Origin of the sequence: Actinoplanes subglobosus (assembly GCF_042650585.1) — a bacterium.
In the GTDB taxonomy this organism is placed as follows: Bacteria; Actinomycetota; Actinomycetes; order Mycobacteriales; family Micromonosporaceae; genus Actinoplanes; species Actinoplanes subglobosus.
In genome coordinates, this window is sequence record NZ_JBHSBL010000015.1 from 213,834 (window position 1) to 239,227 (window position 25,394).

26 protein-coding genes are annotated in these 25,394 nt (G+C 70.8%); 13 read left to right on the plus strand and 13 right to left on the minus strand.

Features of this window, described 5'->3' with window-relative positions; genetic code table 11:
- Nucleotides 1-170: 170 nt before the first annotated feature.
- The 7 genes from ACFO0C_RS15685 to ACFO0C_RS15715 are packed head-to-tail and all read left to right on the plus strand — an operon-like array spanning nt 171 to nt 8,121.
- Nucleotides 171-3,788 carry a nitrate reductase subunit alpha gene (locus tag ACFO0C_RS15685; RefSeq protein WP_378067344.1) on the plus strand — a complete coding sequence of 1,206 codons (3,618 nt, stop codon included), beginning with the start codon at nt 171-173 and terminating at the stop codon, nt 3,786-3,788.
- Nucleotides 3,788-5,287: a nitrate reductase subunit beta gene (gene narH, locus ACFO0C_RS15690; protein ID WP_378067345.1), complete on the plus strand. Its 1,500-nt coding sequence runs from the start codon at nt 3,788-3,790 to the stop codon at nt 5,285-5,287. Before ACFO0C_RS15685 ends, narH begins: the two co-directional genes overlap by 1 nt.
- A complete protein-coding gene (gene narJ / locus ACFO0C_RS15695; RefSeq protein WP_378067346.1) occupies nt 5,287-5,898 on the plus strand; it encodes a nitrate reductase molybdenum cofactor assembly chaperone in 612 nt (203 codons plus the stop codon). The genes narH and narJ overlap by 1 nt, the downstream gene beginning before the upstream one ends.
- The gene (gene narI, locus ACFO0C_RS15700; protein WP_378067347.1) at nt 5,895-6,629 is read left to right on the plus strand and encodes a respiratory nitrate reductase subunit gamma; all 735 of its coding nucleotides are present in this window, start codon (nt 5,895-5,897) and stop codon (nt 6,627-6,629) included. Before narJ ends, narI begins: the two co-directional genes overlap by 4 nt.
- Before the next feature lie 10 nt (nt 6,630-6,639).
- A complete protein-coding gene (locus ACFO0C_RS15705; protein WP_378067348.1) occupies nt 6,640-7,194 on the plus strand; it encodes an isochorismatase family protein in 555 nt (184 codons plus the stop codon).
- Between the two features lie 13 nt (nt 7,195-7,207).
- Nucleotides 7,208-7,528, plus strand: a complete 321-nt coding sequence (locus ACFO0C_RS15710) for a carboxymuconolactone decarboxylase family protein (protein WP_378067349.1) — start codon at nt 7,208-7,210, stop codon at nt 7,526-7,528.
- On the plus strand, nt 7,525-8,121 hold the full coding sequence (locus ACFO0C_RS15715; protein ID WP_378067350.1) for a class I SAM-dependent methyltransferase: 597 nt from the start codon (nt 7,525-7,527) through the stop codon (nt 8,119-8,121). Before ACFO0C_RS15710 ends, ACFO0C_RS15715 begins: the two co-directional genes overlap by 4 nt.
- A 134-nt stretch (nt 8,122-8,255) precedes the next feature.
- Here the strand turns inward: ACFO0C_RS15715 and ACFO0C_RS15720 are convergent, their stop codons facing one another.
- On the minus strand, nt 8,256-8,588 hold the full coding sequence (locus ACFO0C_RS15720; protein WP_378067351.1) for a DUF6232 family protein: 333 nt from the start codon (nt 8,586-8,588) through the stop codon (nt 8,256-8,258).
- A gap of 428 nt (nt 8,589-9,016) precedes the next feature.
- Here ACFO0C_RS15720 and ACFO0C_RS15725 point away from each other — a divergent pair, with 428 nt between their 5' ends.
- A complete protein-coding gene (locus tag ACFO0C_RS15725; RefSeq protein WP_378067352.1) occupies nt 9,017-10,222 on the plus strand; it encodes an MFS transporter in 1,206 nt (401 codons plus the stop codon).
- Between the two features lie 255 nt (nt 10,223-10,477).
- Here the strand turns inward: ACFO0C_RS15725 and ACFO0C_RS15730 are convergent, their stop codons facing one another.
- A complete protein-coding gene (locus ACFO0C_RS15730; RefSeq protein ID WP_378067353.1) occupies nt 10,478-10,693 on the minus strand; it encodes a helix-turn-helix transcriptional regulator in 216 nt (71 codons plus the stop codon).
- Complete coding sequence (locus ACFO0C_RS15735; protein ID WP_378067354.1) at nt 10,690-11,097, minus strand: hypothetical protein; 408 nt, start codon at nt 11,095-11,097, stop codon at nt 10,690-10,692. Before ACFO0C_RS15735 ends, ACFO0C_RS15730 begins: the two co-directional genes overlap by 4 nt.
- An 84-nt stretch (nt 11,098-11,181) precedes the next feature.
- Between ACFO0C_RS15735 and ACFO0C_RS15740 the strand changes: the two genes are divergently transcribed.
- A complete protein-coding gene (locus tag ACFO0C_RS15740) occupies nt 11,182-11,736 on the plus strand; it encodes a GrpB family protein (RefSeq protein ID WP_378067355.1) in 555 nt (184 codons plus the stop codon).
- An 11-nt stretch (nt 11,737-11,747) separates the two neighbouring features.
- Nucleotides 11,748-12,491, plus strand: a complete 744-nt coding sequence (locus tag ACFO0C_RS15745) for a HEAT repeat domain-containing protein (RefSeq protein ID WP_378067356.1) — start codon at nt 11,748-11,750, stop codon at nt 12,489-12,491.
- A 68-nt stretch (nt 12,492-12,559) separates the two neighbouring features.
- On the opposite strand, the gene ACFO0C_RS15750 is transcribed toward ACFO0C_RS15745, so the two are convergent.
- Genes ACFO0C_RS15750 through ACFO0C_RS15785 form a run of 8 tightly spaced genes read right to left on the minus strand, consistent with a single transcriptional unit; the run spans nt 12,560 to nt 19,202 of the window.
- Complete coding sequence (locus ACFO0C_RS15750; RefSeq protein WP_378067357.1) at nt 12,560-13,111, minus strand: GNAT family N-acetyltransferase; 552 nt, start codon at nt 13,109-13,111, stop codon at nt 12,560-12,562.
- Between the two features lie 59 nt (nt 13,112-13,170).
- Entirely contained in the window at nt 13,171-14,007 is an 837-nt protein-coding gene (locus tag ACFO0C_RS15755; protein WP_378067358.1) for a helix-turn-helix transcriptional regulator, read from the minus strand.
- Between the two features lie 57 nt (nt 14,008-14,064).
- The gene (locus tag ACFO0C_RS15760; RefSeq protein ID WP_378067359.1) at nt 14,065-14,691 is read right to left on the minus strand and encodes a 4Fe-4S single cluster domain-containing protein; all 627 of its coding nucleotides are present in this window, start codon (nt 14,689-14,691) and stop codon (nt 14,065-14,067) included.
- Nucleotides 14,669-15,451 carry a helix-hairpin-helix domain-containing protein gene (locus ACFO0C_RS15765; RefSeq protein ID WP_378067360.1) on the minus strand — a complete coding sequence of 261 codons (783 nt, stop codon included), beginning with the start codon at nt 15,449-15,451 and terminating at the stop codon, nt 14,669-14,671. The genes ACFO0C_RS15760 and ACFO0C_RS15765 overlap by 23 nt, the downstream gene beginning before the upstream one ends.
- The gene (locus tag ACFO0C_RS15770) at nt 15,432-15,650 is read right to left on the minus strand and encodes a DUF2997 domain-containing protein (protein WP_378067361.1); all 219 of its coding nucleotides are present in this window, start codon (nt 15,648-15,650) and stop codon (nt 15,432-15,434) included. The genes ACFO0C_RS15765 and ACFO0C_RS15770 overlap by 20 nt, the downstream gene beginning before the upstream one ends.
- Entirely contained in the window at nt 15,647-16,093 is a 447-nt protein-coding gene (locus ACFO0C_RS15775; RefSeq protein WP_378067362.1) for a hypothetical protein, read from the minus strand. Before ACFO0C_RS15775 ends, ACFO0C_RS15770 begins: the two co-directional genes overlap by 4 nt.
- 36 nt (nt 16,094-16,129) lie before the next feature.
- The gene (locus tag ACFO0C_RS15780; RefSeq protein ID WP_378067363.1) at nt 16,130-17,686 is read right to left on the minus strand and encodes an AAA family ATPase; all 1,557 of its coding nucleotides are present in this window, start codon (nt 17,684-17,686) and stop codon (nt 16,130-16,132) included.
- 25 nt (nt 17,687-17,711) lie between these two features.
- On the minus strand, nt 17,712-19,202 hold the full coding sequence (locus tag ACFO0C_RS15785; RefSeq protein WP_378067364.1) for a DUF2079 domain-containing protein: 1,491 nt from the start codon (nt 19,200-19,202) through the stop codon (nt 17,712-17,714).
- A 277-nt stretch (nt 19,203-19,479) separates the two neighbouring features.
- Between ACFO0C_RS15785 and ACFO0C_RS15790 the strand changes: the two genes are divergently transcribed.
- The 3 genes from ACFO0C_RS15790 (at nt 19,480) to ACFO0C_RS15800 (ending at nt 22,761) form a co-directional block, all read left to right on the plus strand.
- Nucleotides 19,480-21,015 carry a S8 family peptidase gene (locus ACFO0C_RS15790; RefSeq protein WP_378067365.1) on the plus strand — a complete coding sequence of 512 codons (1,536 nt, stop codon included), beginning with the start codon at nt 19,480-19,482 and terminating at the stop codon, nt 21,013-21,015.
- A gap of 73 nt (nt 21,016-21,088) precedes the next feature.
- On the plus strand, nt 21,089-21,460 hold the full coding sequence (locus ACFO0C_RS15795) for a DUF2203 domain-containing protein (protein ID WP_378067366.1): 372 nt from the start codon (nt 21,089-21,091) through the stop codon (nt 21,458-21,460).
- Nucleotides 21,461-21,684: 224 nt separating this feature from the next.
- Entirely contained in the window at nt 21,685-22,761 is a 1,077-nt protein-coding gene (locus ACFO0C_RS15800; protein ID WP_378067367.1) for a proprotein convertase P-domain-containing protein, read from the plus strand.
- 211 nt (nt 22,762-22,972) lie between these two features.
- Here ACFO0C_RS15800 and ACFO0C_RS15805 read toward each other — a convergent pair whose 3' ends face one another.
- A complete protein-coding gene (locus tag ACFO0C_RS15805; protein WP_378067368.1) occupies nt 22,973-23,998 on the minus strand; it encodes a zinc-dependent alcohol dehydrogenase in 1,026 nt (341 codons plus the stop codon).
- 160 nt (nt 23,999-24,158) lie between these two features.
- The gene (locus ACFO0C_RS15810; protein WP_378067369.1) at nt 24,159-25,310 is read right to left on the minus strand and encodes an MFS transporter; all 1,152 of its coding nucleotides are present in this window, start codon (nt 25,308-25,310) and stop codon (nt 24,159-24,161) included.
- Nucleotides 25,311-25,394 lie beyond the last annotated feature (84 nt).

Below are 25,394 nucleotides of genomic sequence, written 5' to 3' on the forward strand. Positions count from 1 at the left end.
GGATGGGGCGGGATGGCGCCCGGGCAGGTCGGGTGGTCCGGGGATCGGCGGGACTTAAGTCCCGCGCAGAGGGGGACCGCGGGCTCAGGCGGCCCGCCGAATCATCGGACAGCCTTGAGGGGCGTCGGGCACCCGCTCGGCCGATCGTGAAAACGGCGAAGGAAACCACCGTGTCACTGGACCCCGGAACCGCCCCACTCCTCGGGGCCCGCCGCTTCCTCACCCGCGAGACGGTCGGCGACCACGGGCGCACCCTGCACAGGGTCGACAACAGCGAATGGGACGCGTTCTACCGTGACCGCTGGCGCTACGACAAGGTCGTCCGCTCGACCCACGGCGTCAACTGCACCGGCTCCTGCTCGTGGAACGTGTTCGTCAAGGACGGGCTGATCACCTGGGAGCACCAGGCCACCGACTATCCGACGACCGGGCCGGACTCACCCGACTACGAACCGCGGGGCTGTCCGCGTGGGGCGAGCTTCTCCTGGTACGAATACTCGCCCTCGCGCGTGCGTCACCCGTACCTCCGTGGCGTTCTTGCCGAGATGTTCCGTGAGGCGCGGCAGCGTCTCGGTGACCCGGTGGCCGCGTGGGCGGAGATCGTCGAGACGCCGCTGAAAGCGCAGGCCTACAAGGCGCAGCGTGGGCGCGGCGGGTTCGTCCGGGCCACCTGGGACGAGGCGATCGAGCTGATGGCGGCCGCGCACGTCCACACGGTGAAGACGTACGGCCCGGATCGTGTCGTCGGTTTCTCCCCGATCCCGGCGATGTCGATGGCGTCGTTCGCGGCCGGCACCCGCTATCACGCGCTGCTCGGCGGCACCCTGCTGAGTTTCTACGACTGGTACGCCGACCTGCCGATCGCGTCGCCGCAGATCTGGGGCGACCAGACCGACGTCCCCGAGGCCGGCGACTGGTGGAACGCGACCTACCTGATGATGTGGGGTTCCAACATCCCGGTCACGCGTACGCCGGACGCGCACTTCCTCGCCGAGGCCCGCTACAAGGGCACCAAGGTCATCGCGGTGAGCCCGGACTACGCGGACAACGTGAAGTTCGCCGACGACTGGCTGGCCCCGCACCCGGGCACGGACGGCGCGCTCGCGATGGCGATGGGCCACGTGATCCTCACCGAGTTCTTCCGCGACCGCGAGGTCCCGTACTTCCTAGATTATGTCCGTAAATATACTGACCTGCCGTTCCTGGTGACGATCGTCGACGGCAAGGCCGACCGTTTCCTCACCGCCGCGGATCTCGGCGAAGCGGACGGCGAGCACAAGACCGTCCTGATCGACTCCCGGACCGGCGAGTTGATCACACCGAACGGCTCTCTGGGCCACCGCTACGGCGAGCCCGGCAGATGGAACCTCGATCTCGGCGAGGTCGTTCCCGAGATCGGCCTGAAATCCGACGAGGCGGTCGAGATCGCGATGGCCCGCTTCGACGTCGGCGACACCGAGGGCGGCACCACGATCCGCCGTGGCGTCCCGGTCCGCCGTGTCGGCGAGCACCTGGTCACCACGGTCTTCGACCTGGTCATGGCGCAGTACGGAGTGAAGCGCGGCGACCTCCCCGGCGACTGGCCGACCGGCTACGACGACGCCGGCTCCCCGAACACCCCGGCCTGGCAGGAGCGCATCACCGGAGTCGACGCCAAGCTGGCGGCCCGGATCGGCCGCGAGTTCGCCCGCAACGCGGAGCGCAGCAACGGCCGCTCGATGATCGTCCTCGGCGCCGGCGCCAACCAGTGGTTCCACTCCGACATGACCTACCGCGCGTTCATCTCCCTGGTCACGCTGACCGGCTGCCAGGGTGTGAACGGGGGCGGCTGGGCACACTACGTCGGCCAGGAGAAGGCCCGCCCGATCACCGGCCAGCAGCACATGAGCTTCGCCTTCGACTGGCAGCGGCCGATGCGGCACCAGGCGTCGACACCGTTCTGGTACCTGCACACCGACCAGTGGCGCTACGAGCGGATCCCGGCCGACGAGCTGGCGTCCCCGCTGGGTACGGGCCGGTTCGCGGGGATGGCGTTCGCCGACACGGTCGCGGCGGCCCAGCGGATGGGCTGGAGCCCGGGGCACCCGTTCTTCAACCGCAACCCGCTGGACATCGCGGACGAGGCGGCGGCGGCGGGCAGGAGCACGCAGGAGTACATCATCGAGTCCCTGAAGGACGGGTCGATCAAACCGGTCGCCGAGGACCCGGACGACCCGGCGAACTTCCCGCGCTGCCTCACCCTGTGGCGGGCCAACCTGCTCGGCTCGTCCAGCAAGGGCAACGAGTACTTCATGCGTCACCTGCTGGGAGTCACCTCCCTTGACACGGCCGGCGAGTGCGAGCCCGGCCAGCGCCCCCGCGACGTGACGTGGCGTGACGACGCACCGGTCGGCAAACTCGACCTGCTGACCACCATGGACTTCCGGATGACCAACACCGGGCTGCACTCCGACCTGGTCCTGCCGGCCGCCACCTGGTACGAGAAGCACGATATCTCGACCACCGACATGCACCCGTTCGTGCACGCGTTCAGCCCCGCGGTCCCGCCGCCCGGCGACGCGCACACCGACTACGACACGTTCCTGGCCCTGGCCGACAAGGTCAGCGAGCTCGCCGGTACGCACCTCGGCACCCGGACCGACGTCCTGGCCGCGCCGCTCCAGCACGACACCCCGGACGAGCTGGCCATGCCCGGCGGCCGGGTCCGTGACTGGAGGTTCGGCGAGTGCGAGCCGGTTCCCGGCAAGACCCTGCCGAAGCTGATCGAGGTCGAGCGCGACTACACCCTGATCGGCCGGAAGATGCGTACGGTCGGCCCGCTGCTGGACAGGCTCGGCACCACCACGAAGGCGATCACCGTCGACGTGAACCCGGAGATCGCCTACCTGAAGCACCAGAACGGCGTCATCGACGGCCGTCCGTCGCTGGCCACCGCCGACCGGATGTGCGAGGCGATCCTGACCTTCTCCGGCACCACCAACGGCCGGATCGCCCACCAGGGCTTCGCCGAACTGGAGAAGCGCACCGGCCAGAAGTTCACCGACCTGATCGAGGGCCACGAGAACGACCGGGTCACCTACCAGGAGACCCAGGAGGCGCCGCAGCCCGTCTTCCCCAGCCCGGAGTGGTCCGGCTCGGAGAAGGGCGGCCGCCGCTACTCCCCGTTCACGATCAACGTCGAGCGACTCAAGCCGTGGCACACCGTCACCGGCCGCCAGCACTTCTTCGTCGAGCACGACTGGGTGGCCGAACTCGGCGAGCAGCTGCCGGCCTTCCGCCCGCCGCTCAACATGGCCCGGCACTTCGGCAGGCCCGGCGACGCGGTCGACGGGGGAGTGACGGTCCGGTTCCTGACCCCGCACGCCAAGTGGTCGATCCACTCGATGTACCACGACAACGAGCTGATGCTGGCCCTGTCCCGGGGCGGCCCGGTGATCTGGATGAGCGTCCAGGACGCCGCGAAGATCGGGGTCCGCGACAACGAGTGGATCGAGGCCCACAACCGCAACGGCGTGGTCGTGGCCCGTGCCGTGGTCTCGCACCGGATGCCCGAGGGCACCGTCTTCCAGTACCACTCGCCGGAGCGCACGGTGAACGTCCCGAAGACCGAGGGCACAAGAAGGCGGGGCGGCTACCACAACTCGATGACCCGGCTGCTGATCAAGCCGACCCACCTGGCCGGCGGGCACGGCCAGCTCACCTACGCCTTCAACTACTACGGCCCGATCGGCAGCCAGCGCGACGAGATCACCGTGATCCGCCGCCGCACGCAGGAGGTGGAGTACTGATGCGCATTCGAGCGCAGGTCGCCATGGTGATGAACCTGGACAAGTGCATCGGCTGCCACACCTGCTCGGTCACCTGCAAGCAGACGTGGACCAACCGCGAGGGCACCGAGTACGTCTGGTTCAACAACGTCGAGACCAAGCCCGGCATCGGCTACCCCAGGCACTACGAGGACCAGGAGCGCTGGAAGGGCGGCTGGAAACTCGACCGGAAGGGCCGTCTGGTGCTGCGCAGCGGGGGCCGGGCCAAGCGCCTGTCCCGGATCTTCGCGAACCCGGACCTGCCGACCATCGACGACTACTACGAGCCGGCCACCTTCGACAAGGACATCCTGGTCAGCGCGCCGGCCGGGCTCAAGGACACCCCCGTCAAGCAGCCGTACTCCAAGCTCACCGGTGAACCGATGGCGATCGAGTGGGGCGCGAACTGGGAGGACTCGCTCGGCGGCGACACCATGGCCGAGGACCCGAACCTCCGCGGTCTGCGGGACAAGGTCCAGTTCGAGTTCGAGAAGACCTTCATGTTCCACCTGCCGCGGATCTGCGAGCACTGCCTCAACCCGGCGTGCGTCTCGGCCTGCCCGTCCGGCGCCATGTACAAGCGCGAGGAGGACGGCATCGTCCTGGTCGACCAGGACCGGTGCCGGGGCTGGCGGATGTGCGTGTCGGCGTGCCCGTACAAGAAGGTGTACGTCAACCACGCCACCGGCAAGGCCGAGAAGTGCACGTTCTGCTTCCCGCGGATCGAGGCCGGTCAGCCCACCGTCTGCTCCGAGACCTGCGTCGGCCGCCTCCGCTACCTGGGCATCCTCTGGTACGACGAGGAGGCCGTCCTGGCCGCGGCATCGGTCCCCGAGGAGGAGCTGCTGGACGCCCAGCGCGCCGTCTTCCTCGACCCGCACGACCCGGACGTGCAGCGGGCCGCCCGTGAGGCCGGCCACCCGGACGAGTGGATCGAGGCCGCGAAGGCGTCCCCGGTGTGGAAACTGATCAGCGAGTACCGGATCGCGCTGCCGCTGCACCCGGAGTACCGGACGCTGCCGATGGTCTGGTACGTGCCGCCGCTGTCCCCGGTCCTGGACGCCGCGGGTGCCGCCGGACGCGACGACACCGACGCCGACGACATCTTCCACACCATCGACGACCTGCGGATCCCCGTCGCATACCTGGCGTCGCTGTTCACCGCCGGCGACACCGCGGCGGCCGGTGGGGTTCTGATGAAGCTGGCCGCGATGCGCGCCTACATGCGGGCCCGCACGCTGGACGGCACCGTCGCGGCGGAGCTTCTCGACGGCATCGGCATGACCGGTGAGCAGGTCGAGGCCATGTACCGGCTGCTCGCCGTCGCGAAATACGACGAGCGGTACGTCATCCCGGCGGCGCACCGGAGTCAGGCCGCGGCGCTCGAAGAGCTCGGTGGCTGCTCCCTGGACGGCGAGGGCGGACCGGGCATGGGCGGCAGCGGCCCGGTCCCGGTCAGCATCGCCACGAGGAGGGGCTGATGAACCGCTCGCACGCCTTCCAGCTGGCCTCGCTGCTGCTCACCTACCCCGACGAGGAACTGCTGGCGGCCGGTGACGAACTGCGTGCCGCCGCTGCCGGAGTCGACGAGTTCGAACGGTTCGTCGAGTGGCTGCTCACCGGCACCCTCACCGAGGCGCAGCGGCACTACGTGCAGACGTTCGACCTGCGCCGGCGGTCCGGGCTGTACCTCACCTACTACCTGCACGGAGACACCCGCAAGCGCGGAATGGCGCTGCTCATGCTCAAGCAACGGTACCGGGCCCACGGGCTGCGGCTGTCCGACGGGGAACTGCCCGACCTGCTGCCGATCGTGCTGGAGTTCGCCGCCACGGTCGGGCCCGGCGACGGGGAGGCACCGTTGCGCCAGCACAGGCAGGGGATCGAGCTCCTGCGTTCGGCATTGCACGAGGCTCGTACGCCGTACGCCCTGATCTTGGATGTCGTCTGCGCCCTGCTGCCGCAACTGACCGACGACGACCGCGCCGCGCTGATGTCCCTGGCTTTCGACGGGCCGCCCGTCGAGACCGTCGGTCTCGACGAGGTGGGCCTCGGCCCCACCCTTGCTCCTTACTCGGAGGTGTGCGGATGAGCACCCTTGTCTGGATCGTGCTGCCCTACGCCTGCCTGGCCGTCTTCGCCGCCGGGCACGTGTGGCGGTGGCGGCACGATCAGTTCGGCTGGACCACCCACACCAGCCAGCTCCTGGAGAACCGGCTGCTGCGGCTCGGCTCGCCGCTGTTCCACCTGGGAGCCTTCGGGGTGATCGGCGGGCACGCGATGGGCCTGCTCGTCCCCGCCTCGTGGACCACGGCCGTCGGCGTCTCCGAGCACACCTACCACCTGGTGTCGGTCACCGGCGGCACGGTCACCGGGATCATGCTGGTCGCCGGCCTGGCATTGCTGATCGCCCGCCGCTTCGTCAACGGCCGGATCCGGCGGGTCACCACGACCATGGACCGGATTCTGTACGCCGCACTCACCGCCATGGTGGTCCTCGGCATGAGCGGCACCGTGGCCGTCAACCTGCTCGGCGACGGCTACGACTACCGCGAGACGATCGCCGTCTGGTTCCGTGGCATCTTCTGGTTCCAGCCCGACCCGTCCCTGATGAGCGGTGCCCCGCTGGTGTTCCAGCTGCACGCGATCGGTGGCTTCCTGTTCCTGGCGCTCTGGCCGTTCACCCGGTTGGTGCACGTCTGGTCGGCACCGCTGGCCTACCTGTGGCGGCCCTACGTCGTCTACCGCGGCCGGCGCACGCCCGCCCCCGCGCCGCAGCCGGCTCCGGCGGCCGTCCGGAAAGTTGTCACACCCTCGTCCTAGGGTGGGGGCCATGACGACTCTGACCGATCGGCCCCACACCGCCCTGCTCGTGATCGACGTCCAGGTCGGTGTGGTCGCCGGCGCACCCCACCGTGACGACGTGATCGCCAACATCAACACGCTGGTGGCCAAGGCACGCTCCGAGGACGTCCCGGTCATCTGGGTGCAGCACTCCGGCGAGGGCCTGGCCCGCGACACCGACCCGTGGCGCTATGTGCCCGAGCTGACCCGCCGCGACGAGGAGCCACTCGTCCACAAGGAGTTCGGTGACTCGTTCGAGGCCACCGACCTGGAGGCGCTGCTCGCCGAGCGCGGGGTCGGCCGGCTGATCGTCACCGGCGCGCAGAGTGACGCGTGCATCCGCTCGACCCTGCACGGCGGATTCGTCCGGGGCTACGACGTCACCCTCGTCACCGACGCCCACACCACCGAGGACCTGTCGGCCTACGGCGCTCCCGCCCCCGAGCAGGTCATCGCCCACACCAACCTCTACTGGGGGTTCCAGCGCGCCCCCGGCCGCACCGCCGGGACCGTCGAAACGGGGAAGGTCGACTTCGGCGCATGACTACCGTGAGGTCATGACCACCGACTACCTTCCCAGCGTCTACCAGCAGTTTCTCGACCGTTTCCCGGAGGTGGCCGAGGCCCAGGGCAACCTGGCCCGGACCATCCGGGAGCGCAACCCGTTCGACGAGCGCACCGACCGCCTGATCAAACTGGCCGTGGCGGTCGGTGCCGAGGCCGAGGGAGCGGTCCGGTCCAACGTCCGTAAGGCCCTGCAGCAGGGGTCGAGCATCGACGAGGTCCGGGCCGTGGCCCTGGCCGCCGTCACCACGTGCGGGTTCCCGACCGCCGTCGCCGCACTCGGATGGATAGAAGAGGTAGCAACCGCACCATGAGCACCACCGACAATCTCTGGCTCCAGAAGATCGCCGCCGACCCGGGCCACTCACGGTGGTATATCGATCGCTTCCGGCAGATGGCCGCCCGCGGGGACGACCTGGCCGGTGAGGCCCGCATGATCGACGCCATGGTGTCGCGCGGCGCCCGCATCCTCGACGCGGGCTGCGGCACCGGGCGCGTCGGCGGGTACCTGGCCGCCGCCGGTCACGACGTCACCGGGGTCGACCTCGACCCCGAGCTGATCACCGAGGCCCGTTCGCAGCATGCTCGGGCCGTCTGGCAGGTCGGTGACCTCAGCGAGCTCGACCTGCCCACCCGGTTCGACGTGATCGTCTGCGCCGGCAACGTGATGGCCTTCGCCGGCCCGTCCAGCCGGGGCGAGATCCTGCGCCGCTTCCGCGCCCACCTCGGCGACGGCGGCCGGGCCGTGGTCGGTTTCGGTGCCGGCCGCGGTTACGAGTTCGACGACTTCCTCGCCGACGCGTCCGCGGCCGGTCTCACCCCCGACCTGCTGCTGAGCACCTGGGACCTGCGGCCCTACCAGCCGGGAGCCGACTTCCTCGTCGCGGTCCTCACCCCCACGGCCTGAGACGGTCGGAACGCGGCCTTTCGCCGGCCTGCGGCCTTTCGCTGGCCTGCGGCCTTTCGCCCGGCTGGCGGTCGTCCGCCGGTCGGCTCGCGACTTCGCTGGCTCGCGGCCGTTCGTCGGCTCGCGGCCATCCGTCAACCCCATGGCCGGAACGGTGTTCCGCCGGTGTCCTCGGGGCGTGGTGGCTTCGGGCGTTCCTCGAGCGCCCTCTGGAGGGCACGGGTGACCATGTTGAAGACGCGTGGTTCCCGGCTCTCGTAGAGGCTGACCACCCGGCCCTGGTAACGGGCCTGGAGCACCCACACCTGCTTCGTGCGCCACGGCTCCCACCAGTTGCGCTCGACGACCTTGATGGCGACGTCACCGATGTCGGCGATCGCGAACCTCTCCGGTTCCCCGCCCGTCTCCCGGATGAACGCCTCGCTGGTCACCTCGGCGTCGTAGCTGCGGTAGTACACCCTCCTCACCAGGACTCCTCTCGGAACGGCCCCCGAACGTCATGGTCACACGGGCGTCGACACCTCTCAATCCGTGGACCGGCCGACTCCGGTTCCGGCATCTCCAACCGGCCCTTTGATCGCGCCGCGCGGGCCCGGCACTCCCGCCGCGCGGGCCCGGCACTCCCGCCGCGCGGGTCCCGGCCCTCCTGGCCCGCTGGCCCCGGCACTCCTGGCCCGCTGGCCCCGGCACTCCTGGCCCGCTGGGCCCGGCACTCCCGGCAGGCTGGCTCCGGCGTAGCGGCCCGCTGGCCCCGCCGGCTCCGGCGTCCCGGCCCGGGCCGGCGGGGACGGGGCCCCTCCGGGACGGGTCCAACGTCCCTGTTCGTGGGGCCGGGCCGGAGACGAGGCTGGTGGTGACCCGCTGACCGGGCCACCGCCGGACGATGGAGTGGAAGATGAGCACACCGCAGACCCCGACCGCCCGAACCGGAGGCCGGGCCGGACTGATGCTCGCCCTGGCGACCGTCGGGTTCGCCGTCAACTTCTGGGCGTGGGCGCTGCTCAGCCCGCTCGCCAGCAGGTTCCAGGCGGCCCTGCACCTGACCCCGTTCCAGCAGGCGCTGCTCGTGGCCGTGCCGGTGGTCGTCGGCTCGGTCGGGCGGATCCCGGTCGGGGCGCTCACCGACCGGTACGGCGGTCGCATCATGTTCCCGCTGATCTCCCTCACCACCATCGTGCCGGTTCTCCACCTCGGCCTGTTCGGGCACGACGCCCTCACGTCGCTGCTGGTGGGCGGGTTCTTCCTGGGCATCGGCGGTACCGCGTTCGCGGTCGGTGTCCCGTTCGTCAACGCCTGGTTCCCGCCGGAGCGGCGTGGCCTGGCCGTCGGCGTCTTCGGCGTGGGCATGGGCGGTACCGCCATCAGCGCCCTCACGACCGTCAAGCTCGTCGACGCCCACGGGACCGCCACCCCGTTCCTGATCACCGCTGGGGTGCTGGCCGCGTACGCCGCCGTCTCCTGGATCGTCCTGCGTGACGCGCCCGGACGGCCGGTGCCGACCGCACCGCTCGCGCAGCGTCTCGCCGCCGTGCTCCGTCTGAAGATCACCTGGCAGGCGTCCGCCCTGTACGCCGTCGCGTTCGGTGGCTACGTGGCGTTCTCGGTCTACCTGCCGGCATACCTGAAGACCGCCTACGGCCTGACCCAGGCCGACGCCGCCAACCGGATGGCCGGATTCGTCCTCCTGGCCGTGGTGATGCGTCCCGTCGGCGGCTGGCTCTCCGACCGCTTCGCCGCCAGCCGGGTCCTCGCCGTCGCCCTCGGGGTCGTCGTGCTCGGCGCGGTCGCCCAGTCCTTCACGCCCGGCCTGGCCCCGGTCGGCACGATCGCCTTCCTCGCGATGGCCGCGGCCCTCGGCACCGGCAGCGGCGCCACCTTCGCGCTGGTCGCCCAGGCGGCCCCGGCCAAGATGGTCGGCGCGGTGACCGGCGTCGTCGGTGCGGCGGGCGGCCTCGGCGGTTTCGTTCCGCCGCTGGTGATGGGCGCGATCTACGGACAATTCCAGTCGTACGCCCTGGGCCTCGCCCTCCTCGGCGTGGTCGCCCTGGCCGCCCTGCTCCTGGATCTCCTCTCGGTCGGCCGCCGCCCGGTGGCCGTCTGACCGACTTCCGCAACCGGCGCCCGGGCACACCTTGTGGTGCGGCCGGGCGCCGGGGTGTCGTCAGCCGTCGCCCGGCTGGTCAGCCGTCGCCCGGCCGTCAGTCGCCGTCCGGCCGGTCAGCCGTCGCCCGGCCGTCAGTCGCCGTCCAGCCGGTCAGCCGTCGCCCGGCCGTCAGTCGCCGTCCGGCTGGTCAGCCGTCGCCCGGCCGTCAGCTGCGGGCGCGCGGCCCGGGCCGAACCCGGAGCCCGGCGGCGGTCACTGCCCGGTCGGCTCACCGTCGCGGTCCGGCTGGAAGATGTCCTCGATCTTCAGGCCGAACACGTCGGCCAGGGTGAACGCCAGTGGCAGGCTCGGGTCGTAGCGCCCGGTCTCGATCGCGTTGATCGCCTGCCGGGACACCTGGCATCGGTCGGCCAGGTCGGCCTGGCTCCAGCGCCGGGCCGCCCGCAGCTCCCGCAACCGGTTCCTCATCGGTTGAAGCGGGTGCGCAGGTCGGCGATCACATGCCACACCGCCATCCCGCCGATCACGATCAGCTGCGTGACCTGCCGCATCTCGATGATCCCGGCCGAGTCGAGCACCGCGGCCACCTGCAGCGCCACGAGCACCACCGCGAACGCGACGGCCATGCTCTCCAGCTGGATCTTGCGCAGGTATTCGTCGGCGCGCCGGAACGCCCGATACAGCACCCAGACCATGGCCAGCGCGAACACGGCGGTGGCGGCGATCCACCATGCCTTCTGCGCGGGGGTCTGGTCGGGGTCGCTGCCGAGCGCCAGCGCCAGCCAGCCCAGCACGACCACCGGAAGCCCGTCGACGAGGACGGCACGGCGGGCCGCGCGTGCCGAGTGATCCTGCTGTGCTTCTCTCACCATGAGAGAAAAGTAAGGTGTACCTGACATCTGGTCAAGTGTCCCTGACATGATGGCGGCGGCATCGATGACACGGGAGGCATCGCGATGGACGGCGTACGGCGGGACCCGATCCGGATGGTGACGCACCGGGCTCAGTGGGCCGTCGATTTCGAGCGCGAACGTGCCCGGGTCGCGGCCGTCCTGGCGCCCTGGAGTGCCGGGCCGGTCGAGCACATCGGCAGTACCGCGGTGCCCGGGCTCGTCGCCAAACCGATCATCGACATGGCGGTGTGCCTCACCGATCACCGGCACGGCGCCTCGGCACGGACCGCGCTCGCCGGGATCGGCTGGGTGCACGCGCCCGAGCCCGGCGACGCGGACCGTCGCAAGTGGTCCTTCTGCCTCCCGGACCCCGGCTGGCGTACCCACCACCTGCACGTCTACGAGATCGGCGACCCGATCCCGCGGTCGCTGACCACCTTCCGGGACCACCTGCGCGGGCATCCGGAGGACGCCGCCGAGTACGGCCGTATCAAGACCATGCCGGCCGAGGCCGACGAACACGACCGGCCCCGCTACCGCGCCGGGAAAGCGCCGTTCATCGAGGCGGTGCTGCGGCGTGCGCGTAATGCCGGTGCGCCCCGCGCCCCGGATCCCTAGCATCGGCGGTGATGACTCGACTCGTACACATCGGCAGGCAGCGTGATGCCGCCCGGTTCACCCGCGGTGGCATCGCCGCGCGCAGCCGGGGCCGGTCCGGCGTCCGTGGCGTCTACGCGATGGCGACGCTTCCCGACTACACCCTCACCCACCAGTGGGTTCGTGAGCTCCGCCGCTGGCATCCGGGTGTGCTGGTCGCCGTCGACCTGCGGATTCCCGACGACACCCCGGTCACCGTGGGGCGTTACGGTCGCGAGCCGTGGGAGAGGACGGCTGCCGAGGCCGCGGGGCTGCTGCGGGAGATCGCCGATCCGCGCGGTTACGAGATCTTCATCCCCAGGGCGATAACCCCGGCGGAGGTACGGGGAACGCGAGCCGTTCCACAGGGCATCGGATGGCGGTACCTGCCCGACGCCCACGGCCGTGAACCCTGCACCTGCATGGGATGTCTGCAACCGGGCACACCCGGCGTGGCCGGACTCCGTCGCCGGTCGCCCGACTTCGAGCCGTCGCCCCGGAAACCCGAGCTGATGGCCGGCCTGCGGGCGGCGTCGAGCCCGGAGGAGATCGCCTACGCGCTGCGCCTCCTGGGTGGCCGCAGCCGGGGCGCCGCCGAGGAGTTGGCCTACCTGGTCGACCACCCCGACGCCGACGTCCGGGAGGCGTTGCACTTCGTTCTCGACAACTACCGGGGCCGGACCGCCCGGCGCTTGCAGGAGCACCTCGTCGCCCGTTACGAAGCCGAACAGGCCTGACCGCGCCGCCCGCTACCTGCTTCGCCGCGAAGGACCGCGGAGTGCGTTGGGGGAGGCCGGGGACGGCGTCAGGCTTGCCACTCGGGAGCCAGGATCGACATGACGGTCGCGTCGATCCAGTCGTCGCCGTCTCGGAGCGACTGGCGCAGCACACCCTCGGCGACGAAACCGACCTTCTCGTAGACGCGGCGGGCCCGGGGGTTGTGGGCGAACACCTCGAGGGAGATGCGGTGCAGGCCCAGTTTCTCGAAGCCGTAACCGACGATCAGCCGGATCGCCTCGGTGCCCAGGCCGCGGTTCCGGCCGGCCGCCACCATCAGGGTCCGGAAGTTGCAGCTGCGGTTGTGCGGGTCCCACTCGTTGAGGACCACCTCGCCGACGCACTCGCCGGTCGCCCGGTCCACCACCGCCAGGTCGAGCCGGTCGTCCTGACTGTTGCGGCTGCCGTACCAGGCCCGGGTCCGCTCCTCGCCGGGTGCGTCCTCCGGGGAATTGCCGGTCAGCCGGGCCACCTCCGGGTCGGCGATCGCCGCGAGGAACACGGGGACGTCGGCGTCGACGAACGGCCGCAGGACGACCAGCTCACCGGTGAGCGTCGGCTTGATCGAGAAATCGGACATCAGCCGATCCTCCGACCCGGCCGCAAGAGGCGTCAAACCATTTGCGAGCCGCCGGGACCTCAGGACGGCGTCAGGCTCTGTGTGCCGATCACGGTGAGCAATTTGAGCCGGTCGGCGGCGTCGCTGCCGACCGGAGCCGAGTAGGCGACGATCTTCACATCACTGCCCGGCGCGGTCAGCACGTCGCAGTCGACGGTGAACGTGCCGACCGACGGATGGTGCACGGACTTGCTGTTCGACTCGTGGACACCCACCGCGCCGCTGTCCCACAGGTCGGCGAACTCACCGTTCGCGGCGCGCAGGCCCTTCACCAGCTCCCGCAGGCCGCGATCCTCCGGATACCGCACCGTCGCCGCCCGCAGGTCGGTGACCAGCACGGCACGGAACAACTCTCTCTGCGACGGCGTGCAGTGGATCCGGCTCGGCATGTCGGTGAACTCGCGCCACGCGACGTTGCGCTCGCGGCCCCGGAACTCCGACATGTCACCGATCAGGGCGGCGGCCAGCGGATTCCACTCGATCATGTGCCACGCGGCGTCGCACACGGTCAGCGCCACGCCGTCGAGCTGATCGAGCAGGCGGCGCACCCCGGGCGGGATGTCGGCCGGGATCCGCCCGGCGCCGGGGGCGGTCTGGCCGGCGAGGACGAACAGGTGCTCCCGCTCGGCCGGTGACAACCGGAGAGCGCGGGACAGAGCCGACAGCACCTGTACGGACGGGGACGTCGCCCGCCCCTGCTCCAACCGGACCACGTAGTCGACCGACAGCCCCGCCAGCTGTGCCAACTCCTCACGGCGCAGCCCGGCGGCCCGCCGCACCCCACCGGCCGGAACACCCGCCGCCTGCGGTGTCGTGCGGTCACGCCAGCCGCGCAGCGCCCTGCCCAGTTCACTCACACCGTCAAGTATCGCCGCGTCCCGGCCGGTCAGCCTGGTACCGCTGGTACCACCCGGTCAGTCGCGCGACCGGGACCGGCGCACCGGCAGGCCGGCCAGCAGCGCGTCGAGGGTGTCCTGGTCGGCCCAGCCGTTCAGCGCCACCGCACCGGACGGCGACACCGTCACCTCCACCCGGTCGGGGGCGGCGACGTCACGCAGACGGTCGGTGAGGTGCACGAACTCCTGGTTGGTGGAGCCCGCCCACGGACGGCCGTGGTCCAGGAGATCCGCCCGGAACGGGCCCGCGACCAGCAGATCCGTCGCGTCCAGCAGAGCGGCGACGGCCGGGTCGCGGCTGCTGGACAGGTACGCGTACCCGTACCCGCTGAAGGTCATGACGGTGAGCCCGGCCCGCCGCACGCCGGAAGCGACGGCGGCGAGCCCCGCGGCCTGCTCGAAGGGTTCGCCGCCGAGCAGGGTGACACCGCTCGTGCCGGCCGCGACCACCCGGTCGACCAGCTCGTCCGCGCTCGTCGGCGTGCCACCGCGGGTGGTGAACAACTGCGGGTTGAAGCAGCCGGGGCAGCGGATCGAGCAGCCCTGCACCCAGATCGCGGTGCGCTCGCCCGGGCCCTCGGCCGTCGTCCGGTCGAGGAACCGGGCCACCCGGACGAGCGGGTCAGATGTCGACGACGCGGCCATACGGCACGTCCCGCTCGGGCTGCGCCTGCACCGGCGGCGCGGGCGGTGTGCAGGTCAGGCGGTCACGGACGGCCGCGAACTGGTGCGGCGCCAGCTCGGCGGCGGCCGCGAACTCCGCGACCGTACCGAAGCCGTTGCGCTCCTGCCGGGCGGCCACCGCGCGTGCAGCCCGCTCCGGACCGAACGACGGCAGGGCCGCGAGATCGTCCGCACTCGCCGTGTTGACGTCCAGGGTCACCGGAACCGGAACCGGAACCGGAACCGGAACCGGAACCGGAACCGGGGGTGGAGGCGGCGCCGCATAGTACCGGTCCGGAGCCGGCACTGCCTGCTGGATCTCCGGCGGCAGCGGTGGGTGCGGCGGGTACGTCCAGGGCTGTGCCGGGCCGTAGGACCACGGCGGCGGCTGCGGCGCGTGGGCCTGCCACCGATGGCCGGCCAGCCATCGCAGCCAGGAACCGTTGATGGCCACCGCGTGCGCCACCGACGCCACCCACGTCAGCACCCAGAGCAGCGCCATCAGCGTCGACGCCGCCGAATCCTGGGGCAGGCTGTCGCCGGCGAACAGGAACACGTTGGCCGCGACCGTGTAGACGATGCCGGCGATCCACCACGCCGGCCGCCTGGCGCGCAACCCGACGTAGAGGAACCCGGCCACGCTGGCGCAGCCGAACGTCAGGATCGGGGCGAGCAGCCAGGAACTGTTCGCCAGCTTCCAGGAGAGCGGCTGACGGTACGGGTCAGGCGGGGTCCACGTCACGGTTCACCTGCTGTTGGCGCGCGGTCTGCTGCTCGCGCGTGTAGTCCGTCGTGTAGGCGCTGTCGTGCACCCGGCCGTCGACCAGGTCCTCCAGGACGGCGATCCAGTCGAGGCAGCGCTCACCGAGGATGTCGACCGTCTCGGCGGTGACGGTGCCGTCGGGGGCGACGGTCACCACGATGCGCGGCTGCTCGCTCATGCGCGCTCCCTCTGCACCTGGAAGACCATGCGGACCGACGTGTCGGCGGCGACGGTCTCCGACTCCAGGCGCAGCCCGGCCGCCGGGGCCTGATCGCGGAGGCGCTCCAGCACCGCCCGCTGGACCAGCCGTCCATACGCGGCGTCCACCTCGGACACCTTCCGGATCGCGCCAGCCTCGTCCGCACCGCTGAAATGGGCTGACCAGATGCCCTCGGCGTCGCGGGAGAAGGTCGCATCGACGCCGTCGGTCCATCGGACCGCGGCGTGATCGTCCGTCAGGGTGACGGTGGCGCCGGTGTCGCGCAGCGCGTCACCGAGCATGCCGGTGTCACGCATCCGGGTGGCGACCCGGCAGACGCCGTCGGCCTTGCGGTCGGCGGCGGCCTTGACCGCGGCGGCGCCGGCCATCGCCAGCGGCACCAGGAGCATCGTCACACTCACCGTGAAACCCCCGTTCCTGTGTGGTGTGCCGACACCCTACCGCTCGGACAGCCCCCAGTCCTCGTTGCCGGTCGCCGAGACGGCACGGGTGCCCGCCCAGGCGCGCAACTCGGTGATGTGCTCGGCCTGCGTGACACTGAGCGGCACGATGCTCATCACCGCACGGACCAGGTCGTCACGGCTCAGCGGTCGCCGGTCGGAGAAGGCGTCGAACAGCGCGGCGGTGACCGCCTGCTCGATCTCGGCGCCGGAGTAGCCGTCGGTCAGGCCGGACAATTCGATCAACAATGGATCGTCGAGCTCGATGCCGCCGGCTGCGCGAGGGTGGGACATCGCCCGGCGCAGATGCACCCGCCAGATCGCGATCCGCTCGGCGTGGTTCGGGAGGTCGACGAAGAACGTCTCGTCGAACCGGCCCTTGCGCAGCAGCTCCGGTGGCAGACCGTGGAACGCGTTGGCGGTCGCGATCACGAACACCGGAACCGTCTTCTCCTGCATCCAGGTGAGGAAGGTGCCGAACACGCGCGAACTGGTGCCGGAGTCGGTGGTCCCGGTGCCGGCGAAGCCCTTCTCGATCTCGTCGATCCACAGCACACACGGCGCGATGGCCTCGGCCGTGCGCAACGCCGAACGCATGTTGTGCTCGCTCGCGCCGACCACGCCCTCGAAGATCTTGCCGATGTCGAAACGCAGCAGCGGCATGCTCCAGGCCGCCGCCATCGCCTTTGCGGTCAGCGACTTGCCGCAGCCCGGGATGCCGGTGATCAGCACACCGCGCGGGGTCGGAAGGCCGTAGTCGGCGGCGTCGGCCAGCCACGATCCGTTGCGCTTGAGCAGCCAGGACTTCAACTTGCCCAGGCCGCCGACGTCGTCGAGGCCGAGGTCCGTGGAGACGACCTCGAGCACGCCCGATTTGCGGATGGTCTGGCGCTTCTCGTCGTGCACCACGTCGAGCCCGGACCGGTCCAGGACCTGACTGCTGACCATGGCCCGGGCGTAGGCGTTCTCCGCCTCCTGCATGGTCAGACCGGCCGCCGCCGTGGCCAGCTGCTCCCGGCCCGCCTCGTCCAGTTCGACCCGCAACCGCTGATTGGACTGGATCATCGCGTCCAGCAGGGCACGTCGCTCGGCCGCACCGGGCAGCGGGAAATCCACGATCGTGACGTCCTTGGCCAGCTCCACCGGCAGGTGCAGCACCGGCGACATGAGCACCAGCGTGCGCGGATGCCGTCCGGTCCGGAACGCCTCGGCGATGTCGCGCAGCAGACGGACCGGCTCCGCGCCGGTGATGTCGTCCGGGAGCAGCCGGTGCAGGTCCCGGAAGACGAAGACGCCCGGCTCCTCGATCCGCGGCAGGGCCCGCAGCGCGTCGGTGGCCCTCTGCACGCCGGAGCGGGGCTCCCCGTTCGGCTGGATCAGGCCGCCGGTCATCGTCCACGTCCAGACCGGGCGCGGCACCCGCACCAGATCCGGGTGACCGGCCACCGACCGGATCTTGTGCAGGGCGCGCTGTTCCTCGTAGGTCTCCAGGTAGAGCACCGGAATCCGGGCCTTGAGCAGCTGTGCGAACGTCTCGGCGAACGGCCTGTCCACTCCGGCGCCTCCCTTCAGGCTGCTATCAGCTTGCCGTGCCGGTGCCCCGGATGGGCTGCAGGGCCGGTGCGGTCCGGTGCAGGACGACGATCCGCTTCGAGTCGGTGATGTAGACCTGCCGGAAACCCATCAGGTCGAGCTGCTTCATGATCTGCGGGATCTCGTTGCGGCCGATCGGGCAGCTCGGGTTGACCTTGTCCACGATCGCCCAGTCACCCTCGTCCACGTTCGAGCCGATCAGGGTCACCTCGTTGGTCGGCAACAGGGGGATGAGCAGGTTGTTAGTGGCCCGTACGGTCACGCCCCCGGGAATGTGGGCCAGTGCTGCCGGGGCCTCACCGACGATCGCCTGGTTGTTGAACGGTTTCGCGGTGCCCTGGTACCACGTCACGATCGCGTTGTCGGTCAGGTTCTGCACGCCGAACCAGAGGAAGACCGGCGCGGCGACGGCGGCCATCACGGTCGCGGTCCGCGGGTTCCACCAGGCGCGTTCCTTCGCCGGCTCGGCGTCGGGTTTCGGCGGCAGCTGCGGATCCGGGTCCGGGCCGATGCCCCGGGCCCGGTCGACCAGGCTGCCGATGCGCCGGAACCCGTCGGCCACCGCCGCGAACAGGATCGGGATCAGCGGCATGTCGTAGTAGAGGCTGTGCGACCACTGTGTCTCCCGCGACGACAGCATCCGGCTCAGCATCACCGGCACGATGAGCAGCGCCAGCGGTGACGCGAGCGCCGCGAACCCGACCGGGATCAGCAGCTGCTGCCACGTCTCGACCTTTGCCGGCTCGTTCGTCATCAGCCCGAGGATCTCCAGCGGATGCGTCAGCATGTACGGGATCCCGGCGAACAGCCCGTCCGCGTGCAGGCTCTCCTGATAGTCCTTGGCGTAGGTGAAGCCGCCCGGGTTGAGGTTGGGGATGATGAACTTGAGCGTCACCACGAACCAGGACACGCCCCACCCGATCAGGAACGCGCCGTGCCTCCACTGCCGGTTGAACAGGGCGTAGAGGCCGATCAGCGCGCACATCAGCCCGCCGTCCTCCTTGACCGTGACCAGCATCGCGAACAGGATCGTCGCCTGCGTCCACCTGCCGGCCAGCATCCGCTCCAGCCCCCAGGCCAGGAAGAGCGCGCCGAACATCACCTCGTGCACGGGGAACTGGATGGTGCCGAAGACGGCATGACTACCGAGGTAGGCGATGAGCATGGCGGAGCCGATCAGGATGCCGTGCCGCCGCCGGAACATGTGGTAGATCGGGATGCCGGACAGGCAGATCAGCACCACCTGGGCGTAGACCAGCATCAGCGCGTCGTCGTTGATCCAGACCAGCGGCGCGAGCAGGGCGAAGGCCGGGGAGAAGTGGTCGCCCAGCTGGACGTACCCCTTGATCGGCACCATCGGCCATCCGCCGTTGGCCCAGCCCTGCACCGCCTGGTAGAAGATGCCCAGGTCGCAGGCGCCGACCGCATAGGCGTCGTACTGGGCCCGTGCCCAGGGCGCGAACAGGAAGATCGCCATCCCGACTATCCACCCGCAGGGGGACAGAACAGTTCGGATCGCATGGTCACGCAGTCTCGCCAACACGGCGACAACCTAGTCGATCTCCTGGTGGGGGGTCACATCGGCCGGGTTGCGGCAAGGGGAATCCCTCTTGTGCCGTTCAGCCGCTATGTGCGGGCATATCACGACCTGACGGGGCCACCCGCGATCTACCGGTATCTATCTACCCGTCAGTAGCGTCCCTCGGAGAGCAAGCCGTTGGGGGCGACGGCTCCTACCGAAGGGACCAGGGGACGTGAGACTCCACCGCAGAGCAGCCGGCGTGGCCGCCCTCGCGCTCGGCATGAGCCTGAGCGCCATCACCCCAGCGCTGGCCGCCGAACCGACCGGGACCATCCGCGAGGCCGGTTCGCCCGACGCCATCGAAGGCAGCTACATCGTCGTGCTCAAGGACGGCGCCAGCGAGGCCGGGCTCACCAAGTCGTACGGCGGCGCGGTCAAGCGCGGCTTCGGCAAGGCCCTCAACGGGTACGAGGCGACACTGACCGAGACGCAGGCCAAGCGGCTGGCGGCGAACTCGAAGGTCGCCTACGTCGAGCAGAACCAGATCATCCGGCTCGCCGACACCCAGACCAACGCGACCTGGGGCATCGACCGCATCGACCAGGCCAGCCTGCCGCTGTCGACGACCTACACCTACCCGAACACGGCGTCCGGCGTGCACGCGTACATCATCGACACCGGCATCCTGACCACGCACAGCCAGTTCGGCGGGCGCGCGGTCAGCGGCTACGACTTCGTCGACAGCGACAGCAACGCCACCGACTGCAACGGCCACGGCACGCACGTCGCCGGCACCGTCGGCGGCACCACCTACGGTGTGGCCAAGGCCGTCCAGCTCGTCGGCGTCCGCGTCCTCGACTGCGAGGGCAGCGGCACCACCGCCGGCGTCATCTCCGGCATCAACTGGGTGACCAGCAACGCCATCAAGCCGGCCGTCGCCAACATGAGCCTCGGCGGCAGCGCCAGCAGCACCCTCGACACCGCGGTGTCGAACTCGATCGCGGCCGGCATCACCTACGCCGTCGCGGCCGGCAACGACAACGCGAACGCCTCCAGCTACTCACCGGCCCGCGTGGCCTCGGCGATCACGGTCGGCGCGACGACCAGCACCGACGCCCGCGCCAGCTACTCCAACTACGGCAGCACGCTGGACATCTTCGCGCCCGGCTCGTCGATCACCTCGGCCTGGTACACCAGCACCAGCGCCACCAGCACGATCAGCGGCACCTCGATGGCCACTCCGCACGTCGCCGGCGCGGCCGCGCTGATCCTCCAGGCCAACCCGTCCTACACCCCCGCACAGGTCGCCTCGGCCCTGACCGGCGCCGCCGTCAGCGGCAAGGTCACCAGCGCCGGCACCGGCTCGCCCAACCTGCTGCTCCAGGTCGGCACCGGCGGCGGCACCACCCCCACCCCGACCGGCTGCACCGGCACCAACGCGACGGCCACCGCCATCCCCGACGCCGGCTCCGCGGTGACCAGCACCATCACCATCTCCGGCTGCGGCCGGGCGGCCTCCTCCACCTCGACGGTCGCGGTGAACATCACCCACACCTACCGCGGTGACCTGGTGATCGCCCTGGTCGCTCCGGACGGCACCAGCTACAGCCTGAAGGCCAGCAGCAGCTCGGACAGCACCGACAACGTCAACACCACCTACACCGCCAACCTGTCGAGCGAGACCGCCGACGGCGCCTGGAAGCTCTCGGTCCAGGACGTCTACGCCTCCGACACCGGCACCATCAACAGCTGGACCCTGACGGTCTGATCCCGTTCCCCAGATGATCGGGCCCGGCGGCCTTCCGCCGGGCCCGATCCGTCCGTTTGGCAGACTCTGCGGCATGGGTCTGTTCACACTGCCCGAGGCGCGCGCCGAACTGGCCCGCCTCCGCCCGGTCCTCACCGAGATCGTCACCGTCCGGGCCGACCTGGTCGAACTCTCCGCCGCCCTCACGCCCGGCGGCGCACCCAGCCCGCTCGGCGGCCTCCCCGAACGCAAGGCGGCCGAGGCCCGCCTCAACGAACTGATGACGACCGTCCAGGAGACCGGCGCCGAACTCAAGGGTGTCGCCCCGCTCCTGGTCGACTTCCCGGCGACCCTCGACGACGTCCCGGTCCTGCTGTGCTGGCTCGAAGGCGACACGGACATCACCTGGTACCACCGGGCCGACCTCGGGTTCGCCGGCCGCCGCCCCCTCCCTCCGGGGCCGTGAGCCGATGACCGCGCAGCCGCTGAACGTCGTGATCGCCCAGGTCTCCTCGCGGCGAACATTCCCGACCGAGTCCGGGGATCGGTATCGGGGTCAGCGCGTCAGGACGTCATCGCCCTGACATATCGCCGGGCCGATTACCCAGCTGGCATGTCACATTGGCATCAATAAATGTCTTGAGTCGCCGGAGAATCGCGGAAAGCCCCCCGAGGAACCGGAGACCCCCCATGATCCGGAAACACCTGGCCCTGGCCACGGCGGCGGCAGCCGCCCTGGCCGGCGGCCTGATCGCCGTCGTGACCACCGCCGGACCGGCCCAGGCCGCGACGATCTCCCAGCCGCTGCGCACCATGGTCGCCAACCTGCCGGTCGCCACCGAGGTCCGCACCGGCTACGACCGTGACCTGTTCAACCACTGGATCGACGCCGACGGCGACGGCTGCAACACCCGCTACGAGGTCCTGATCGCCGAGGCCACCGTCACCCCGAGCGTCGGGTCGGGCTGCGCGCTCAGCGGCGGCCGGTGGCTGTCCTACTTCGACGGCGCCACCTGGACCGACCCCGCCGACCTGGACATCGACCACCTGGTGCCGCTGGCCGAGTCGTGGGACTCGGGTTCGCGCAACTGGACGGCGGCGCAGCGCCAGGCCTACGCCAACGATCTCGGCGACGCCCGCGCCCTGGCCGCGGTGACCGATAACGTCAACCAGTCGAAGGGCGATCAGGACCCCGCCGAGTGGATCCCGTCGCTGGCGAGTGTCCGCTGCCGCTACGTCACCGAGTGGACGGCGGTGAAGACCCGCTGGGCCCTGACCGTCGACACCGCCGAGAAGAACGCCCTGGTCACCTACGCCGCCGCGTGCACCAACAGCACGGTGACGGTGGAGACGATGATCGGCGGCGGCACCACGACGTCACCCACGACCTCGCCGACCGCCACCGCGACCGGCGGCACCTGCACCGGCAGCAACGGCACGGACGTCACCATCCCCGACGCCGGAAGCGCCGTGACCAGCACGATCACCATCTCCGGCTGCTCGCGCACGACCGCGTCCGCCACGTCGGCGGTCTATGTCAACATCGTCCACCCGTTCCGCGGCGACATCTCGGTCTACCTTTACGCACCCGACGGCACCTACTACGTCCTCAAGGCCGCGAGCAGCAGCGACAGCGCCGCCGACGTGATCACCACCTATACCGCGAACCTGTCGTCGGAGACCGCGAACGGCGCCTGGCGCCTCAGCGTCAGGGACAACTATTCCGGCGACAGCGGATACCTCAACACCTGGTCTCTGACTGTCTGAAAACCATCATTCGGTACGGCCATGAAGAGCACCGTGGCCACACCGCGAGCAGGGCGTTCCGTCCGGGCCGAAACGCGGCCGCCGGGCTGAATGCGACCCGCACCGTGCGCCGCGCGCGAGCCGTGGGTCCGGCACCCCATCGGCTGGGGGTGCCGGGGCTACGGCTCGCGGCCGGTGACCCGTGATCGTGGCTGGTGCCGCACGGGGCCGCTCACGCGTACCCCTCGATGGTCCTCCGTGGGTCTATGAGGATCTTGGGGCCGGGGCCCGCGGTGGCCGGACGACGGCCCGCCAGCACCGCGGCGGCCTCGTCGAGGGAGACCGTCGCGGCGACCAGCGGCCGGGGATCGACGGCCCCGGACGCGAACGCCTCGATCGCCGGCGCCAGCCCCGCCGACGCGCCGAGGATGCCGACCGCCGTCACGTCCTTCAGCACCGCGTCCCGCGTGTCGATCATGCTGGGCGCCCCGGACAGCCCGATGCAGACGACCCGCCGGCCCGGCTCGACCAGGTCCACGGCCAGGGCCGGCATCGACGCCGCGTTGGTGGCGTCGACGACCGCGTCCCACGGCAGCGACGGCAGCGACCCGCGCGTCCACGACTCGGCGAACCCGAGCGACCGCGCGAACGCCAGCTCCTGCCCGAGCAGGTGCACCTCGACGCCACGGGCCCGCGCCAGCATCGCGGTGAGCAACCCGATCGTGCCCGTACCCAGCACGAGCAGCCGTTCCCCGGCTGCCAGGGCGGCCGCGTCGACACAGCGCTGCGCGTTGCCGGCCGGCTCCACCAGCGCACCCGCCGTAGCGTCCACACCGTCCGGCAGCACGTGCAGACGGTTCGCGGGGAACGCCAGGCGCTCGGCCAGCGCACCGGCCAGCCCGTCGCGGATCCCGAGCTCGTGCCGCTCCGGGCAGACATGGTGCCGCCCGCCCACGCACCGGCGGCAATGTCCGCAACCGATCATCGTGTCCCCGGTGACCCGCCGGCCCAGCCACGACGCGTCGACACCGGCGCCGGCCTCCCGGACGGTCCCCGACCACTCGTGGCCCGGGCGCAGCGGATACGACGACACGCCGCTGTGCAGGTAACTCATCTCGCCGGTGAACAACTCCACATCGGTGCCGCAGACCCCGGCCCGCTCCACCTCGACGACGACCTGCCCCGGACCGGCCACCGGCGCCGGGACCTCCCGTACCTCGGCCGCACCCGGACCGGTCAGCACCAGCGCGCGCATCATGATCGAGATCCCGCCTGTTCCTCGGCCCTGCCTGGGCCGGTCAGCGCCTGTGCGTGCGTCATGATCGAGATCCTGCCTGTGCCGCGGCCGGTGAGCATCTGTGCGTGCCTCATGATCGAGATCCTGCCTGTGCCGCGGCCGGTGAGCATCTGTGCGTGCCTCATGATCGAGATCCCGTTCGTGCCGCGGCCGCGCCCGCCGCCGTCTGCAGCACGCCCAGTCCGATGATCATGACGAGGGTAGCCGTCCAGGTCCCCGTCCGTTCGGCCAGCACCCCGGCGGCCACCGGACCGGCCGCCGCCAGCAGATACCCCAGCGACTGGGCCATGCCCGACAGCCGGGTCGTCTCCGACGGCGTACGCCCGCCGAGACTGATCAGCGTCAGCGCCACCACCAGCGCCGCACCCTGGCCCAGCCCGGCGATCCCGGTCCACAGCAGTACCGCCCCCGGCGCCGCCAGCAGTCCGACGATCGCCACGACCACCGGCAGACTCGCCGCGACCGCACCGGCCGCCCGCGTCGCCGGATCACGCAGCAGCACCGGAATCGCCAGCCCGCCCAGGATCCCCACACCCTGGAACACGAACAGATGCAGCCCCGCCGCCCGCTCCGACACCCCGTACGCGATCTCGATCGTCGGCAACCAGGTCACCAGCACGTAGAAGCAGGTGCTCTGCAGTCCCATGAACGCCGTGATCAACCAGGTCCCCGGTTGCCGCCAGACAGCCGCGCCCTCACCCGGAGGCCCGTTTTCGATCACTGGCGCCGCCCGTGCCCGCGGCACCCACACCACCGCGGCGAGCAATGCCGGAATCGCCCACAGCGCCAGCGAGAACCGCCAGTCGGCAGCGTCCGCGACCGGCACCGCCACCGCCGACGCCGTGCCGGCCCCGACCACGATGAACGTCGTGTAGAGCCCGGTGGCCCGCGAGACGTTCGCCGCGTAGTCCCGCCTCACGATCGCCGGGACCAGCACGTTCCCGACAGCGATCGCACACCCGATCACGATCGTGCCGGCCCACAGACCCGCCACCCCCGTGTACGACCGGGCCACCGCTCCGACCGCCAGCACGAGCAGCGCCACCAGAACCGCCCGCTCCATGCCGATCCGCGCCGACAGCCGATGCACCTGCGGCGACACGGACGCGAACGCCAGCAACGGCAACGCTCCCAGCAGCCCCTGCGCCGACTCGCTGAGCTCCAGGTCCAGGCTGATCTGCGGCAACAGTGGCCCGACCGCGGTGATGGCGGGTCGCAGGCAGAGAGCTACGAGGAAGATGGCCGCAGCCGCGGTCGGCAGTAAGCGCTTCACGCCCGAGAGCCTCTTACGCCCCATTGCCGGGGTCAAGATCCCCAGCCGTCGGCAGCAGCGGAGGGTGATGCGATGCCGGGGGAC